Annotated in this window: 15 protein-coding genes; 2 read left to right on the top strand and 13 right to left on the bottom strand. The window is 36.0% G+C overall.

Annotated features, from left to right (window positions below):
- Together Q8S25_RS09370 and glgB are read right to left on the bottom strand one after the other, a co-directional pair.
- Positions 1-654: a head GIN domain-containing protein gene (locus Q8S25_RS09370; RefSeq protein WP_305537068.1), complete on the bottom strand. Its 654-nt coding sequence runs from the start codon at positions 652-654 to the stop codon at positions 1-3.
- Between the two features lie 58 nt (positions 655-712).
- On the bottom strand, positions 713-2,707 hold the full coding sequence (gene glgB / locus Q8S25_RS09365) for a 1,4-alpha-glucan branching protein GlgB (RefSeq protein ID WP_305537066.1): 1,995 nt from the start codon (positions 2,705-2,707) through the stop codon (positions 713-715).
- 103 nt (positions 2,708-2,810) lie between these two features.
- Between glgB and Q8S25_RS09360 the strand changes: the two genes are divergently transcribed.
- Together Q8S25_RS09360 and Q8S25_RS09355 are read left to right on the top strand one after the other, a co-directional pair.
- The gene (locus Q8S25_RS09360; RefSeq protein ID WP_305537064.1) at positions 2,811-5,579 is read left to right on the top strand and encodes an outer membrane beta-barrel family protein; all 2,769 of its coding nucleotides are present in this window, start codon (positions 2,811-2,813) and stop codon (positions 5,577-5,579) included.
- Position 5,580: 1 nt separating this feature from the next.
- Positions 5,581-6,321: a GLPGLI family protein gene (locus Q8S25_RS09355; RefSeq protein ID WP_305537062.1), complete on the top strand. Its 741-nt coding sequence runs from the start codon at positions 5,581-5,583 to the stop codon at positions 6,319-6,321.
- 3 nt (positions 6,322-6,324) lie between these two features.
- Here Q8S25_RS09355 and Q8S25_RS09350 read toward each other — a convergent pair whose 3' ends face one another.
- From Q8S25_RS09350 to Q8S25_RS09300, 11 genes are all read right to left on the bottom strand, one after another.
- Positions 6,325-7,035 (bottom strand): sulfite exporter TauE/SafE family protein, encoded by a 711-nt coding sequence (locus Q8S25_RS09350; protein WP_305537060.1) that lies wholly within the window; start codon positions 7,033-7,035, stop codon positions 6,325-6,327.
- A 2-nt stretch (positions 7,036-7,037) separates the two neighbouring features.
- Positions 7,038-7,475 (bottom strand): FixH family protein, encoded by a 438-nt coding sequence (locus Q8S25_RS09345; protein WP_305537058.1) that lies wholly within the window; start codon positions 7,473-7,475, stop codon positions 7,038-7,040.
- A gap of 9 nt (positions 7,476-7,484) precedes the next feature.
- Positions 7,485-8,870, bottom strand: a complete 1,386-nt coding sequence (ccoG, locus tag Q8S25_RS09340; protein WP_305537056.1) for a cytochrome c oxidase accessory protein CcoG — start codon at positions 8,868-8,870, stop codon at positions 7,485-7,487.
- 18 nt (positions 8,871-8,888) lie between these two features.
- Positions 8,889-10,088 carry a cbb3-type cytochrome c oxidase N-terminal domain-containing protein gene (locus Q8S25_RS09335; protein WP_305537054.1) on the bottom strand — a complete coding sequence of 400 codons (1,200 nt, stop codon included), beginning with the start codon at positions 10,086-10,088 and terminating at the stop codon, positions 8,889-8,891.
- A 13-nt stretch (positions 10,089-10,101) separates the two neighbouring features.
- Positions 10,102-10,263, bottom strand: a complete 162-nt coding sequence (locus tag Q8S25_RS09330) for a CcoQ/FixQ family Cbb3-type cytochrome c oxidase assembly chaperone (protein ID WP_305537052.1) — start codon at positions 10,261-10,263, stop codon at positions 10,102-10,104.
- A gap of 11 nt (positions 10,264-10,274) precedes the next feature.
- Positions 10,275-12,410, bottom strand: a complete 2,136-nt coding sequence (gene ccoN, locus Q8S25_RS09325; protein WP_305537050.1) for a cytochrome-c oxidase, cbb3-type subunit I — start codon at positions 12,408-12,410, stop codon at positions 10,275-10,277.
- A 6-nt stretch (positions 12,411-12,416) separates the two neighbouring features.
- Positions 12,417-12,578 carry a cbb3-type cytochrome oxidase assembly protein CcoS gene (gene ccoS / locus Q8S25_RS09320; protein ID WP_305537048.1) on the bottom strand — a complete coding sequence of 54 codons (162 nt, stop codon included), beginning with the start codon at positions 12,576-12,578 and terminating at the stop codon, positions 12,417-12,419.
- Complete coding sequence (locus tag Q8S25_RS09315) at positions 12,575-15,001, bottom strand: heavy metal translocating P-type ATPase metal-binding domain-containing protein (protein WP_305537046.1); 2,427 nt, start codon at positions 14,999-15,001, stop codon at positions 12,575-12,577. Before Q8S25_RS09315 ends, ccoS begins: the two co-directional genes overlap by 4 nt.
- A gap of 53 nt (positions 15,002-15,054) precedes the next feature.
- Complete coding sequence (locus Q8S25_RS09310) at positions 15,055-15,597, bottom strand: hypothetical protein (RefSeq protein WP_305537044.1); 543 nt, start codon at positions 15,595-15,597, stop codon at positions 15,055-15,057.
- 93 nt (positions 15,598-15,690) lie between these two features.
- Complete coding sequence (locus tag Q8S25_RS09305; protein WP_305537042.1) at positions 15,691-16,404, bottom strand: Crp/Fnr family transcriptional regulator; 714 nt, start codon at positions 16,402-16,404, stop codon at positions 15,691-15,693.
- Positions 16,405-16,443: 39 nt separating this feature from the next.
- A complete protein-coding gene (locus Q8S25_RS09300) occupies positions 16,444-18,315 on the bottom strand; it encodes an alpha-amylase family glycosyl hydrolase (RefSeq protein ID WP_305537040.1) in 1,872 nt (623 codons plus the stop codon).
- Positions 18,316-18,328 lie beyond the last annotated feature (13 nt).

Below are 18,328 nucleotides of genomic sequence, written 5' to 3'. Positions count from 1 at the left end.
TTACAACCGCTTCACAGTACCCCCACTGCTCACTTTAATATCGCGGATTAAGCCTTCGCCTTTGTAACGGATAGATCCGCCGCTGCTGGCCTTTGCATTCAATTCTTTTGAAACATTTATTTGCACACCACCACCGCTGGAACTTTCAGCCAAACATTTGGTACTGCTTAATTCATATCCTTTGAACATGGCGCCACTACTAGCATCAACACTTAAATCGGTAGTGCTGCCTTCCAATTCCGCAAAAGCACCACTGCTCATTTTCACGTCTAGGTTATTGAAACTTAAATTAGATCCGCTAATATGCGCACCGCTATTGGCTTTGATTGATTTTAAATCTTTATAAGACAAGTAAACAGTTACTTTCCAGTTTTTCCATTGGTTCCAAAATTTCCAATCTTGGTCACGCGTAATTTTTAGTACACCGTCTTTCACCGTTGTTTCAATGTATTCTAAATAAGCAGGATCACCAGCAGCAACTGCCAATTCCTCTTTATCTCCTTGTGTTAGCAACACTTTAATTCCAGAAGACACGTCAATACTGTGGAAAGACTTTACAGATCTTTTTTGTGCATTGGATTCAGCAACCGTTTTTTGAGCATAGGCACTCAATCCTAATAAAATGATGGAAGCAAATAGCAGTATCTTTTTCATATTCGTTTTTTGAGTTAAACGAAGTATAAAAGAGAATGTTACAACCGTTCATCATTCTTTATCGCAGTACAACAGCTCCTAATGCCGGCAGGTGCACTTTTAACTGGTAACATTTAGAAGGCTTGTCTACCAATTTGCTTTGTATAGAGGGATTGAACACGTCGCCTGTTCCCCAGAATTCTTTGCTATCGCTATTGAAAATTTCGGTCCATTTTCCTTTACCATGAACATAAATTTCCCAATCGTTTCGAACAACTGGTGTTACATTTAATATTACCAGTACATCGTCTTTTTCCTTTTTACCCTTTCGCTTGTACACCATCACCGAATCACTGCGGTGATTTAAATCGACCCATTCAAAACCGCCTGGCTCAAACTGTTTTTCGAACAAAGCAGGTTCAGATTGGTATAGCTGATTCAATTTTTGCACACAATATTTCATGCCGCCATGACTGGGATGTTGCAATAAATCCCATTGTAATTCAGACTTATAATTCCATTCATTGGTAGCACCAAATTCATTGCCCATGAACAATAACTTGGCACCTGGATGGGTAAACATATAGGTATAGAGTATACGCAGGTTCGCAAATTTTTGCCATTCATCTCCTGGCATTTTGTATAACATGGGGCTCTTGCCATGTACTACTTCATCATGACTTAAGGGCAACATAAAATTCTCATCGTAGTAATACATCATACTAAACGAAAATTTATCTTGGTGAAACTGCCTGAAAATGGGATCCATTTTATAATAGTCCAACGTATCATGCATCCAGCCCATCATCCATTTCATTCCAAAACCCAATCCACCTTCAAAAGTGGGTTTACTAATTTTTGGCCAATCTGTTGCTTCTTCTGCAATCGTTTGAATATCTGGGAAATCTCTATACAGCGTTTCATTTAAATCTCTAATAAAATCAATGGCTTCTAAATTGCCATTACCTCCGTATTCATTCGGCTCCCACTGACCTTGGCCGCGGCTATAATCTAACCGTAACATAGAACTTACTGCATCAACGCGTATTCCGTCGGTATGAAATTGATCGCACCAAAAACGCGCACTACTGATTAGAAAAGATTTTACTTCACCCCTTTTGTAATTAAAAATATAGGAGTTCCAATCGGGGTGATAGCCTTTACGCATATCTGCATATTCATAGGTATGGGTACCATCGAACATGAACAGGCCATGTGCATCGTAAGGAAAATGAGAAGGAACCCAATCTAAGATTACACCTATACCTGCTTGGTGAAATGCATCTACTAAATAAGCGTATCCCTGCGGGGATCCAAACCGCGACGTTGGTGCAAAATAGCCCGTGCCTTGGTAGCCCCAGCTCCCATCAAATGGATGTTCCATCACCGGCATGAACTCTACATGCGTGAACCCCATTTCCTTCACATAGGGAACCATTCGTTCCGCTATTTGCTCATAAGTATTGTAGGACTCTTCATCGTTTTTATCAGGACGCATCCAACTGGCCAAATGCACTTCATACACAGAGTAAGGACTCTTTAAAGAATTCTTAGACTTTCTATTTTTCATCCATTCTTGGTCCTTCCATTCATAATTGGTTTGCCAAGTAATGGATGCAGTAAATGGTCGCTTCTCCCAAAAATGAGCAAATGGATCGCCTTTGTCTAATTTGATTCCGTTAAATCCATGTATATGGTATTTATATGCTTCCCCTTCTAATACATTGGGAATAAAGCCTTCCCAAATACCTGAATTATCTAATCGAACCCTTAAAGGATGGCTGGTTTTGTCCCAATTATTAAAATAACCTGTTACTGAAATATAAGTAGCATTGGGTGCCCATACGGCAAAATAAGTTCCTTTCACCGCTAAAACGGTTAACTGTTTGTTTCCAAAATATTGATATAAACTATAGTGGGTACCGTTTTGAAAATTGCGAATGGCTTCTTCTGTAAACAATGAATAATTCCATACAGCTTGTTGCGTATCAACAAAATGAATGTCTTCGTATTTTTTTTCTTGAGCCTTTACAACTTTTATCGTTTTGTTGTTTCTTGATGATACACCGGACATATTATGATTTTATTAACTGAAAAAAGTATGAACGGTAAAAATTGTTCACGAACATTTATGGAATTTACAACAAAATTCATCTAAAGACGAATTAACTGCATTTATGACCAAACTAACAATGATTGGGCTATTTATTTTAGCCACTATCTCTAATTCATTTGCACAACAAGGTTCTTTAAAGGGAATGGTAACAGACACTTTAAATAAACAAAACCTTTCAAATGCAGTGGTATCAGTACTTAGAGCCAAAGACTCTGTACTAGTAAAATTTACCAGAACCAATAAGGAAGGCAATTTTGATTTGCCCAATCTAGCTGCGGGTAAATACATTGTGATGGTTTCTTATCCTACTTATGCCGATTATGTAGACATCATCACTACTACAACTGGCATCACCGATTTGGGAAAAATTCCTGTGATTACAAAAGCTACTTTACTTCAGGAAGTAATTGTAAAGCAAACAATTGGGTCTATCCGAATGAAGGGAGACACTACTGAATACAAAGCAGACAGTTTTAAAGTGAGTGCCAATGCCGACGTACAAGAGTTGCTTCGCAAAATGCCAGGCATTCAAGTAAACAGCAAAGGTGAAATTACTGCACAAGGTGAAAGAGTGCAAAAAGTATTGGTGGATGGGGAAGAGTTTTTTAGCGATGACCCCGCCGTAGTAACCAAGAACCTAAGAGCAGATGCGGTTGATAAAGTACAATCTTTTGATAAAAAAAGCGACCAGGCAGTGTTTACTGGAATTGATGATGGCCAGAAAATCAAAACCCTCAACCTTACTTTAAAAGAAGATAAGAAGAAGGGCTATTTTGGTAAAGCGGAAGCGGGGGGTGATTTTGATAAATATGGGTATGGAAAATTATTAGCCAACTCATTCAAGGGTAAAAGAAAAATCTCCGGATACCTTACTACCGACAATACCAAATTTGAATCCCTCAATTGGAATGAAAACCAGAATTATGGAGGAAATTCAAATATGACCACTGAAATGACAGATGATGGTGGCATTATGATGTGGAGCTCAGGTGATGAATTTAGTTGGGGAACTGGCTTTCCAAGATCGGTAACTGGTGGATTTCATTTTAGTAATAAATGGAATAAAGACAAACACAATTCTAACAATACCTACCAGTACAATCAACTGGATGTGAGTGGAATTAATTCTAACAAAACACAGAATATCTTGCCTGGTGCAGATTTAATTAGCACCAGTGTGCAAGACCAGGTTAGCAGCAGAAAAAGGAATAAACTGACCAGTACTTATGAATGGCAAATTGATTCAAGTAGTTCTTTAAAAATTACTGCGAGAGGATCCATCGTCAATAGCAATAATGCGTCTAATTATTTTGGTCGTACCATTACGAGCGATAGTGTTTTATTGAATCAGAGTAATCGACTTACTTCTACCGTTGATGAGAATAAAACTATGAACTCAACCATATTTTATAGGAAACGTTTTAAAAAAATGGGACGAACTATTTCTTGGAACAATGAAATCAATTACAACGATAGAGCAGATGATGGCTTCTTAACAGCAGACAATACTTTTTATGATGCCTTTGGCAATTTGGTTAGAAGAGATAATGTTGACCAACAAAAGACCAATAAACAAATTGTAACCACTATTAATTCTACCATCAATTATACTGAACCATTGTGGAAAAATACATTCTTAGTAATGAACTATAAACTGAGTGTAAGTAGAAATGATGCGGAGCGAAATACCTTTGCAAAGAATACTGCGAATAATAAATATGAGAACTTGGTAGACACGTTAAGCAACCATTTTATATTCAATACTACCGGGCATAATGGTAGTGTTAATATCCGATATAATGTAAAGAAATTTAATTTCTCCGTTGGTACTGGTTTAGGAACAGTGAATTATCGTTTAAAAGATTTAGTGAAACAAACTGACCGCAATGTAATTTTCAACAACTTTATTCCAGCGGTAACATTTAATTATACGCCAAAACAACAACGTAGGTTTAATTTTTCTTACAATGGTTCAACCAGGAACCCTTCGCTTTCGCAAATTCAACCCATTATTGATAATATTGACCCACTCAATTTAACCATCGGTAACCCCAATTTGAAACAATCCTTTGTACACCAGTTCAATTTAGGTGGTTCAGATTATAAGGTATTGAAAAGCAGAAGAATTAGTTTTAATGTAAATTATTCTAAAACAGAAAATGCCATATCTAATTCAAGTTTTGTAGACAATCAAGGTAGAAGAATTAACCAAGCCATTAATGTTGCAGGTAATTATAGTTTAAGTGGAAGAGTTGGTTATGGATTTGAAATCATTCCATCATTTAATGTTGGTATTGATATTGGTCCTAGAATCAATCAATTTGCCAATAGGGTGAATGGGCTAGATAATATCACTAAAAATAGAGCAACTGATTTCAGTATTAATATGGGATACTGGGGTGATAAATGGATCAACTTTTATGCCTATGGAAGTGCAGTTCGCAATAACTCTACCACTTCTATTCGTCCAGATATCAGCACTAAGTTCTGGTCGTACAATGCATATGCCAATCTGCAGTTTAAGTTGAAAAAAATAAAGACCTATATCGACTTTGATATGAATGCCAATATTTACCAAAAGACAGCAGTATTTGCCGATCAAAGAGATGTATATATCGTAAATGCCTCAGCTAGAAAAGTAATTTCGAAAAATGACCAGTGGGAAATCAAAGCTTCGGTAAACGATTTATTTAACCAAAACTTGGGAATCAACAGAAATGCATCCAGCAACTTTATTACTGAAACAACTAACCAAACCATTCAGCGCTATTTCTTATTTTCTTTAATCTGGAATTTTAGCAAAAATGGTAAACCAACTCAAGGATTTTAATATGAAAAAGACCATATTCAGTTTTACAATTCTATTATTTAGCAGTTTTTTAAATGCACAAGTTCAATTCATACAATCCGGTAGAATAGAGTTTGAAAAAAGAGTCAATCAACATGCCCCCATTCTAGATGAAGGGGAAAATATGTGGAATGTTGAAATACTCAAGCAGATACCCAAATTCGTATCAGATGTATACGAACTCAAATTTACTACAGACAAATCTGTCTATAAATTAGCCAAAGAAAATCCCAATAATAAATATATGTGGGGCACCAAACCTATTGACACCGATGTAAGCATGCAGGATTTTAAAAAAGGTATTTCCATTAGCCAAAAAGAGGTATTTGAAAACACTTATTTAATCAAAGACAGTAGCCGCAGTTGGGAATGGAAAATTGCAGATGAAACCAGGGAAATTGCTGGCTTTGAATGTAGAAAAGCCGTTACCAAAATTTGTGATTCTGTTTATGTGGTAGCATTCTATACCGATCAAATTCCGGTAAGTGCTGGCCCAGAAAGTTTTGGCGGACTTCCAGGAATGATATTGGGATTAGCTGTTCCTAGATTGAATACTACTTGGTTTGCTACTAAACTCGAATTAGCTGCTCCCACTGTAAATGAGCTGAATGTGAAGCAAAAAGGCAAACAAGTTGGCCGCGCGCAATTAACAACAGAATTATCCAAAGCCTTAAAAGATTGGGGAAAGGAAGGAGCTAGAAAAATGTGGGTAGCTCAACTATAGTGTTTAATGTGTACAGTTGATTGCATCAGTACCTTGAATAGCCGAATTTAAATAAGGGCTAACAAAAGGGATATCTAAATTAAGTCCTCTTAATATTAAAAGACAACCAATAATAAAAGTAAAGACGGGAACCAATTTTCTAAATTGGTTCCTTATGTTTTTAGGTAAGTACTGAGCAGCAGCTACTAATAGTAACATCGCAGGTATGGTGCCCATACCAAAAAATCCCATGAACAACATAGACTCATAAACATTATGAGCTACTAAAGACGCAGCAACAGCGGTATACACCAATCCACAAGGCAGTAACCCATTTAATAACCCAAAAACAAACATCCAACCAGCAGATTGTTTCTGCATAATTTTTTGCATGGCGTTGATTTGCCATTGCTTGAACCCTTTTAATAAAGACAATTCTGTTTTAGGAAATAATCTTGGCAATAAAACAGAAAAAACAATGATAAAGCCTAAAACAATTGAAATGGTTTGGGTTAATCCAAACCAGTTCACTCCCCTACCCAATAAACCAGCAGCTAAACCAATTCCGATATAGGTAAAAACTCTTCCAATATTATAGAAGAAAACAGCCATCCATTTATAGAACCCATTAAAAACTTGAAAGGGCAAAGACAAAGCCAATGGACCACACATACCAATACAGTGTACACTCCCGGCAAAGCCAAGAACAAACCCAGATATTAATAATACTTCCATAATTAAGGAATAAAAATCACTTCTTCGGCATAATAATTTTTACCTGCACTGGTAAAACTTATTTTAGCTATATACTTCCCCTTTGTAAAAGAGGCTACTGGAAAATAATAAAGCCCATTGTTAGTCGCTTTTATAGCAATTTTCTTATCTGATTTTTCTGATGCAGGATTGTAAAAATGCACTTCTGCATTGGTAATAGCCGCAGCAGTTGTTGAATCTATTTTCACTAAAATTTGTTGTCCTTGTTGTTCAACAGTAATTTGATTGGTTAATGCTTTTGCGTTTGCGGTAGCTTGTATTTTTCCATTAAAAGCCATTTCTTTTTCATAGTAATTAGACTCTACCATTTCTATATCTACTTGCATGGTTTTCCATACCAGAAATAAAATAAAAGCTACGCCTAATCCAAATGCAAGTACAATTCTATATCCCCAATTCATTTTTTTATTTTAAAGGTCGCTGATAAAAATGGCTTTTTTAGTAGTAATTAATTTGTCGCCACTCAATAATTTAATTTCATACTCTTCTTTCCTATTCTTGATTTTATTGCTATCTACCTTTATGAAAAAAGTTTCCTCGGCCAACTGACGACCTCTCAATGTATCCAAAGTTTGTCCAATTCTTTCAATTTTTACATCTGGATCAGTTGCCAATAACCTATAAGGAAGGTCTCGATTGCTCTTATTGGTTACTTTAATTCTGAATAAATTACTGATAGTTCCATCTTTATTCTCTTGCATACCTTGTCCTGGTACCCTTAAAATGGTAGCATCAAATGTAGTTCTGGTCACAATCAAGATGCCCAATAAAACCATCAATACCACCAATACGCCAGAATAGGCTTTGATTCTATAAGTAAATTCAAATTTTTTACCAGAAGCAATTTGATTCTCGGAAGCAAAAGTGATTAGGTTTTCTGGTTTATTCACTTTCTTCATCATCATATTGCATGCATCAATACAAGCAGTGCAGTTCACACATTCCAACTGGGTACCATTTCTGATATCAATATTGGTAGGACATACATTCACACACATTCCACAATCAATACAATCGCCTGCTCCCTCAGCTGCTTTCTTTTTATTCCTAGGCTCTCCACGCAAATAGTCATAAGCTACTACAATGGAGTTCTTATCTAATAGGACCCCTTGTAATCTACCATAAGGACAAATAACGGTACATACAATTTCTCTAACAAAAGCATATACAGTATAAAAAACCAAGGTAAAAAAGATGATTGCAATAAAGCCCCCAATATGTTCAGACAAAGGATCAGTGATGATTTTAAACAGTTGATCTGTTCCAATAATATAGGCCAAAAAAGTGTTTGAAATAGCAAAACTGATGATTAAAAAAACAATATGCTTAATCGTTTTTCTTACATAAAGTTCCGTAGTCCATTTTTTTCCATTATTGATTTTTTGCTTGTTGCCATCCCCTTCTATAAAGTATTCAATCTTTCTAAAAATCATTTCCATGAATATGGTTTGAGGGCAAACCCATCCACAAAAGAAGCGACCGTATATCAAGGTGAAAATGACAATGAAAAGCATGAAAATAATCATGCCTAACCCAAACATGATAAAATCTTGCGGAGTAAACAATGAGCCGAAAAAAGTAAATTCTCCTTGAGGCAAATTAAACTGAAACAAGGGATTGCCGTCAATTCTAATAAATGGCATGGTAAAGAACAACAATACATACACATAACTTAAATAGGTTCTGTATTGGTATAATTTACCCTTGGGTTGTAGGGCATGCACCCAATTCCTTTTTCCCTTACTATCAACAGTTGAATGTAAACTCCTAAAATCTGCTTGCTTCGACTCACTCATAATTTTAATTTATATCACCTACTTCATCGCAGGCGCTGTAGTTGAATCTGTTGCTGCGGGTGCAGTGCCTGTTTCAACAAACAATTCTCCTTGCTTTTCTTTGGCTGGTTGTGGATTGGTTCCTTGTAAAGATTTTACATAACTAGCAATCTGCGCAATTTGAATAGGCGAATAATCCTCTTTCCAACTTTTCATCCCTTTTTCTGGCCAACCATATTTGATAGAATAAAAAATGGCTTTAATATCACCTTTATGCAACCAGTAATCATCAGTTAAGTTAGGTCCAATTCCAGGAGCACCATTTACAATAGCACTTCCGTTCTCTGCATGACAAGTTGCACAAGCACCAGGCTTAATGTACAATTCCTTGCCTTTTGCAATATCATCGGCACCCATCATTTTAACCGTATTCTCATCTACATTATTAGCCGATTTTTCTAAATAAGCCACTTGTTGAATGGCAGCTTGCTCCATATCCATGGCTAATTCAGCTTGCTGCAAAGGTTTAGTTCCTGCAACATGATAATTGTATAAATAAACCACACCAAAAATTAAACTAAGTGCAAAGCCCCATCTCCACCATACTGGTACTTCATTGTCTAATTCTTTAATTCCATCGTAATCATGACCTAAATCTAAACGCGCAATATCTTCATTGGTATTTCTATTGTACAAACGATCAAACCAAGCTATTTTTTCTTTTTTAACAACAGGAGCAGCTCCGGCTGCTACCGCAGTTTGTATGGCTTCTTTTTTCAAAAAGCTTCGTATACCATTGGCAAAATAAACAATGATAATCATTTCTAATACCACTACAAATGCCAGCATTTGTATGATGGTTTCAGATACCACTGTTTTGGTTCCTGCAGGTAAATTTGCAGATTGAGCAAACAATGATCCAGCAGAAAGAAGAAAAAACAAACCAGTTAACACGGCAGCTTTTGAAGCACCCTGTTGTTTTTCTTGATCTATTTTATTTTTAATAGCAAGGATAAATACATTCCCTAGCATAAAAATAACAACTGCTAATAACCCAATTACTGTAACCAATACATAGGCAACAGTTGAATCATAAAAAACTTCTTTAGCAACAGGAGCCGCTTCTTTAGCTGCATCCTGCGCCCAAATAATATTTGCAGCTAAGCTGGCCAATAAAAGCAAGAGCAATTTTTGCATAAATGCTTTTTGATTTTTGAAATAAGATATAGTAGTTAACATATATATTTTTTTATCAGTCATTGATCGGAATTTGGCTATTCTTTTCCATTTTTTCATTGTTGGCAGACAAAACATACCAAGTAACCACAGCAAAAAATACCGTGAATATTACCAAGGAAACCATTGGATAAATATTGACGTTTTCAATACTGGTTACATAATTTTTAAATTTCATACAGCTGAATTTTAGTGCAATGTTTTAATTTCTGCCTCAGGCGCTTTCTTTAAATCGGCACCCAATCTTTGCAAATACGCAATCAATGCAATGATTTCTTTTCCACTTTTTGCTTTGATTCTGTTTGCATTTAAATCTGCAGCAATTTCATCGGCCTGCATTTTCAAATCGTTGTTTGCTTTTTGATCATAGCCTTCAGGATAAGGAACGCCTAAAGTTTGCATTGCCCTTATTTTACCTGGAGTAGTGCTGATGTCTAAATCATTGTCTAATAACCAAGGATAAGGTGGCATAATGGAACCTTGAGATATTTCTTCAGGATCATTCATATGTCTGTAATGCCAACTGTTGGGATATTTATTTGCTTGACGAGCCAAATCTGGTCCGGTACGCTTGCTTCCCCATTGGAAAGGATGGTCGTAAACAGATTCTCCTGCTTTAGAATAATCGCCATACCGGGCAACTTCATCTCTAAATGGACGAACCATTTGTGAGTGACAAGTATAACAACCTTCTCTGATGTAAATATCTCTACCTTGTAATTCAAGTGGAGTATATGGTTTAACCGTACTAATGGTTGGCACGTTTTCTTTCACAATGAATGTGGGGATGATTTCTATAGCACCTCCAACAGATACAACTATCAAACTCATTACCAACATTTGTACTGGTCTTCTTTCAATAATTGAGTGCCAATATGCTTTCCCTTCTGGTAATGGTTGAGCTGCTAATGCAGGTGCTTCACCATGTTCTTCTGGAACAAAAGATCCAGCTTTTGCAGTTCTGATTAAATTCACTACCATGATAATTACTCCTACTAAGTAAATAGTACCACCCAATCCTCTTAAAATATACATAGGGATGATGCGAGTAACTGTTTCTAAAAACTGGAACTTTAACTGTCCTTCTGGAGTAAATTGTTTCCACATCAAAGCCTGTGAAATGGCTGCCCAATACATTGGTATTGCATATAATAAAATACCAACGGTTCCAATTAAGAAATGGGTATTGGCCATTTTAACAGAATGCAATTTGGTATTATATATTCTTGGAACTAACCAATACAACATACCAAAAATCAAGAATCCATTCCATCCTAGTGCACCTACGTGTACGTGTGCAACAATCCAGTCGGTATAGTGCGCAAAACCATTTACGTTCTTCAACGAAAGCATCGGTCCTTCAAAAGTGCTCATACCATAACAGGTTAATGCTACAATGAACATTTTCAAAATGGGATCTTCTTTTACTTTATCCCAAGCACCACGTAAAGTGAAAATACCATTTAACATACCACCCCAACTTGGTAATATCAGCATAATACTAAATACTACGCCTAATGATTGTGCCCAATCAGGTAGAGCAGTATACAACAAATGGTGAGGACCTGCCCATATGTAAATAAAGATCAACGCCCAGAAGTGAATAATGCTCCACTTATATGAATAGACTGGTCTACCAGCCGCTTTAGGAACAAAATAATACATGATACCCAACATAGGTGTAGTCAAGAAAAATGCAACCGCATTATGACCATACCACCATTGTACCAATGCGTCTTGAACCCCTGCATACCAGCTATAACTATGTGTCATAGAAGTAGGCAATGAGAAAGAGTTTACAATATGCAATAATGCAACAGTAACCCAGGTACCAATAATAAACCAAATGGCAACATATAAATGTCTTTCCCTTCTGGTAAGAATGGTTGCAAACATATTGATACCAAACACCACCCATATAAGGGTAATGGCTATATCAATAGGCCAAATTAACTCAGCATATTCTTTTCCTTGTGTTAAACCCAAAGGAAGCGTTACCGCTGCTGAAACAATGATTAACTGCCAACCCCAGAAATGGACCAACCCTAGGGCTTTACTCCACATACTGGTTTTAAGTAACCGGGGCATCATATAATACACGCCGGTGTAAATTCCGTTGCCCACAAATGCAAAGATGACTGCATTGGTATGCAATGGCCTTAATCGTCCAAAACTGGTATAAGATATACCTAAATTGAGTGCGGGATAAGCAAGCTGAAAAGCAATAATTACCCCAACCAGCATCCCAACTATTGCCCACAACACGGTGGCAAAAGCAAATTTTCGGACGATGGAATTGTCGAAACTGAATTTTTCTAACTGCATGGTGTTTTATTTATTCTCTGTTGGTTGATTGGTTTGATCAAATAAAATTTTATTCGCCGGTGTAAAATGATCATCAAACTGTCCTGTTTTTGACCCCCAGATGAATGCAATCAGGAACCCTGTTGCAACCAAAAGACTGATGATGAGTAAAAAAACAATTACAATCATTGATGTATATTTTTAAGATCAGCAATATGTTTAAAACAAAATTTTTCAATAAGTGCAGCGCCCAACATAGTCGAAATCACAATAGTGAAAGTGCTGGATGGCATTAAGATAGCCGCAACTAAAGGAGACATTTGAGCGGTTACAGAAAAATACAATCCTACTACATTGTATAAAGTAGAAATAACAAAAGTAGTTTTAATTAAATTCTTAGACCACTTAGCTGCTTTCATGTATTGGTCTAACAATGGTAATTGGCCAGATAACATAATGGCATCACTAGCAGGAGAAAACTGAATGGTATTATCTACCACTGCAATGCCTACATTACTTTTACTTAATGCCCCTGCATCATTTAACCCATCTCCTACCATCATGACTTCTTTACCACTTAACTGCAATGATTCTATATAAGCCAATTTAGCTTGAGGGGACTGATTAAAGTGATATGCAATAGGACGCTGTAATTGTTGCTTTAAATAATTTTCGGCGTTATTATTGTCTCCACTTAATACAGCTACCGGATAAGGCAATTCATGTATTAGGCGATCTACATGGGCCCTTAATATATTTTGAATAATAAACTTGCCGTATATTTTATTATCAATAGACACCCAAACTTCAGAAGCCATTGGTTCTACTGATTCATTTCCTACAAAAAGGGCTGATCCTAATTTAAAATGCGTTTCATTTTCCCAAGCTTCAATACCTGCACCAGCCACTTCTTTAATATGCTCCAACAAACGTGGTGCAGAACTGATTTTATTGGCAATGGCTTTACTTAAAGGATGCAATGATTGTGCAGCCATTGCAGCAATAATTTGTTGATAGTCATCTGCAATTGCATCACCTATATATTCAACTGATGAAGCATGCGGATAAGTGAGTGTTCCTGTTTTATCAAAAACCACCTGATCTACCGTAGCAATGGTTTGCAATACTTGCGCATTTTTAAGAAATAAACCATGCTTGCTAAAAATATTCAACACAAAACCCTCTGTAAAAGTAGCTGTAATTAATAATGCACAAGGACAAGCTACTATTAATACTGCTGTCATTGCTTGCCAAGCATTGGCCATATTTGTTGGATACCAATAGGCAAAACTGCTGAAAGCAACGGTTAAAACCGCTAAAGAAAAATAATTACTAATGACTGTGGTAAATGAATAAACGTTTTTATCTGTTTTTTTAAAAGCCTCATTGTTCCATAATCTAGTAAAATTGCTTTGAGAAAAAGGTTTTACTACCAATAAATCAATCGATCCATTTAACTGTTTTCCACCTGCATACACCAGGTCTCCAATAGCTACAGAAGTAGGTTCATTTTCACCAGTTACAAAACTATAATCAATTTCTGCCTTGCCCAATAAATGCATTCCATCTACTGGAATCACTTCATTGCTTCTGATGCGAATGGTATCATCTACTTGTACTTCTTGAACAGGTATATAAGATTCTACTCCATTTTTATCTAGCAAGCAAACTGCAACAGGAAAATAAGATTTATAATCTCTATTAAAAGAAAGGTCTGCAAAAGTTTTTGTTTGAAAGGATCTTCCTAATAACATAAAGAATATAATACCAGACATGCTGTCTAAGTATCCCCCCCCAGTTCCAGATATAATTTCATACACACTTCTACTAAAAGTTACGGCCAATGCCAATGCAATGGGTGCATCTATATTGAGCCTTCTTTGTTTAACGCTAAACCAAGAATTGATGAAAAACTCTGACCCGCTGTAAAGTAATACAGGCAATGCTAATAATAAATTAACGTACCTGAATAAATTTGCGGTTAAGCCATCTACTGATATAGTTTCTAATCCCAAATACTCAGGGAAGCTTAGCATCATGATATTGGCAAAACAAAAACCAGCAATGCCAATTTTAACCATGGCAGTACGAGATACCATTTTTTCTTGCCTTTTAGACTGTTGACCATCGTCTAAAGTAATATAGGGTTCGTATCCAATAGAAGCCAATAACTCAGCAATGGCTCTTATAGTAATGGCCGCAGGATTAAAATAAATAGTTGCTTCTTTTGTTGGGAAATGAACAGAAGAAAAATAAATGCCATCATTCACTTTTTGTAAATTCTCTAATAACCAAATACAAGAACTACAATGAATTTGAGGCAAGTAAAATTTTATAGCCAATTGATTGGGCTTAGAAAAAACAATATATGAAGCTGCAATTTTTTCATTGTCTAGAAACCCAAACTTTTGTTGGTCTGGTGATTCGGGAAGCTTTACACCTGAAGCATCATGAATAAGGTAATATTCGCAAAGATTGCTTTTATTCAAAATCTGGTAAACAGAACTACAACCCTTACAACAAAATGCTTTCTCATCAAATACCACTGGTTGCCCCGCGCAATTATCTCCGCAGTGAAAGCATTTAGTAGTTTCGATGGTTTTATTCAGCATAGTCTTAAATAGTTGTTAAAAGTTAGTTCAATTTGAACAAATTTCAAAAAAAGCTAAATATGTTTTTCTTGTCTAGCAGATTTTGGATCCAATCCTAATCCTTTATAAAGATTTGACCTGAAACAACTGCAGGAATTCAATCGATCTTCAATCATTTTATTCCATCTATATTTCTCATTTACAAAATTGGTGATGAATGAGTGGGCTAAATCGTGCTGTTTAATAGCACCGTTCTTAAATGTATTGGTTTCTAATACGCTTACTAAATTATGCACATGGGTCATTATTTTATGCTCTTTACTTCTTGTGAGCTGCATTAAATCGAATAAATTAGGAATTTGAACTTCTTTAGCAGCTTTTGCATTAAATACTTTCATTACCGATGGGAATACCAGCTTCTGTTCGCAAGTAACCAAAGAAGTAAATTCGTTTTGAAGGTGGTGCATCAATTCTACTAAATAGCTTGTTTGCTCCTCTTCGTATTCCTTTAAATAAACGCAATGGATGGAATTCTGCAGCTTTAACTCTAGGCAGGGATATACATTCTCTAAAAGGTGATGAATGAATTCTTCTGTTTGATCTGCGTGTTTACACATTTGTAGCTTTTTACCTTACAAAGATGTATTTAGATCAACCGAGAATGAATGAGTTTTGCTGTGGCATTATATGATATAAATCATATAATATTTCTAATCCTCAATATTGGCTGTTTGAATCAGTTTCTGTAGATTAAGGATGCTGATTTTTTTCCCTTTTAAAGATATCAATTTATCGTTATTGAACTCAGACAATAAACGGATGCAGCTTTCTGTAGAAGTTCCTACATAATCTGCTATTTCTTCTCTGCTTAGACTAACATTAATGGTTTGGTTATCTTCTTCAAAACCATAAGTTGCTTTTAAAAACAATAAAGCTTCTGCCATTCTTTCCCGCACATTCTTTTGAGAGAGAGAAACAATATGGTCTTCCGCCACTTTTAAATCTTGGCTCATTTTCTTCACAACTTCAAACATGAGTTTTGGTGAAGACTCAATTGCATCAAAAAAATATTTTTTATCGATGATGCAAATAGAAGCGTCTTCTAAAGTAACTGCAGAACAATGGTATCGCTCATTAGATAAAAGTGCCCTATATCCAACTATATCACCCGATTTAACGAGCCTTAATATTTGTTCTTTCCCATCGTAACCTGTAGTAGTTAATTTAATTTTTCCACTATTGATGCAAAATAAACCAGCAGGTAAGCCATTTTCTGTAAACACATATTGCCCTTTCTTGTACACCGCACATGACTTGTGAATGCACAAATCTTTTACCTGGCCTTCATCCAATACATTGAAAACAGAGTTTAGCCTCACATTACAATGCATACAACTTGTTTCAATAGGACCATTATTCTTCATTACTTCTCACGTCTTTCAACAAAGTTAAACATATTAAACTTATTTGGTTAATAAAACTACCCTAGACTCCATTGCAGAAAGTTGCATTGTAACACCCCCTTTTTGACCTGTAATTACATCAGTATATGCGTTAAATCCCTTTGTTCTTTCTCCATAATTAGACAATGAGAGGGTTTTTTCTTTATTAGCTGTATTCAAGACCACCATCACTGTTGAACCTTGATCGTACCTAAAGTAAACATAAAGACCATCATTGGGTAGCCACTGCATCATTTTACCTGTTTGCAATGCCGTATTATTCTTTCTAAAATTAGCCAAGGTTTTTACATAATTAAAAGCGGTGTTTTCAGTTTGATTACGGCCGCTGGCTAACCGCTTGTCTTTTTCATCATTTGGAAAGCCGCCAGGAAAATCTAAACGGACCATCCCGTCATTAGGGTCTTTAAAATTTTTCATCCACAATTCTGTTCCATAATACAATTGCGGAATTCCCCGAAGGGTTAACAATAAATTCATTCCCATTTTATACTTATTCATATCTGATCCAATCATTGATACAAATCTTTCCATATCATGATTGTCTAAGAAGATGCAATTCTTTTCAGGGGCTTTATATAGTAAATCTTGAGAGAGTGTCATATACAATTTATTGACCCCCTCCGTCCACCCAAATGGTTTATTAATGGCATCCATCATAGCGTAACTCAATGGGAAGTCAGTAGTGCCTTGGGCATTGTGCTTGAATGCCACTTGCATATTATTTCTGGTAAAGTACGCGCTTCCGGCAACGGTATTGGCCACCGCTTCTCCAAAAATACTGATGGTAGGAAAGTCTTTTTCTAAAGCTGCATTTACGTTATTCAAAAATAGCTCATCGCAATATTTATAAGTATCTACTCTCCAACCATCAATGCCAAATTCTTCTACTGTCCATAATGCATGTTGAATTAAAAAGTTAGCAACATAAGGGTTGCGCTGATTAATGTCAGGCAAATGCGGAACAAACCAACCATCTAACATCACTTTTTTATCTGCAGCATTTCCCATTGCATCAAAAATGGCTTCATCTCTATGATTCGTATTGGTATAAGTTGGCCAATGATTAATCCAATCTTTAGCAGGTGCATCTTTATACATCCAATGTTCATTGCCTACGTGATTGTACACAGCATCTTGAATAATTTTAATGCCTTTAGCATGAGCAGCATCAATCAATTTTTTATAGGCGTTCTCGCCGCCTAATCTTTTGTCAATTGCATAGTGATTGGTAAACCAATACCCATGATAGCCAGCCATCATTCCAGCTTGCTCACTTTGCAAGGGCATATCATTTTCTAATACTGGTGTCATCCAAATAGCGGTAACACCTAGATTATTTAAATAGTCTAAATTATTCGTGACACCCTGTAAATCGCCCCCATGTCTTTTGATGGGATCTTTGCGATTGACCACTTTATCGGTATACGCCACTAGTTGATCATTTGAAGTGTCACCATTACTAAATCGATCGGGCATTAATAAATAAATAAAATCTTTTGCACTTACCCCCTGTGCATAGGTTTTGCCCATTCCTATTCTTCGTGGTTTTAATTCCCAAGCAATTGAAGCTACACTATCTGAATCAGCTATTTGAATCTTGACTTTACCTGGTTTAGCGGTAGGACTAATCAATAAATCAAGCGCAACATATTTTTTATTTTCAAATGAATGTACTTTGATTAATTGAACACCAGCATAATTTACACTTAGTTTTGCATTGGAGAAATCAGTTGTTGTATTGCGAACAATCAACTGCACTTTATTCCATTTCATTCCCACGAACCAATTGGTGGGATACAATTCAATATTACTTTGAGCTTGTAAGCTATAGGCCAACAATAAGCACCCAATCATTTTTACTAAGCGATTCATATCAATAGTTTGT

Source organism: Sediminibacterium sp., assembly GCF_030695065.1.
Classification (GTDB): domain Bacteria; phylum Bacteroidota; class Bacteroidia; order Chitinophagales; family Chitinophagaceae; genus Sediminibacterium.
This window is presented reverse-complemented; position numbering and strand designations above follow the sequence as displayed.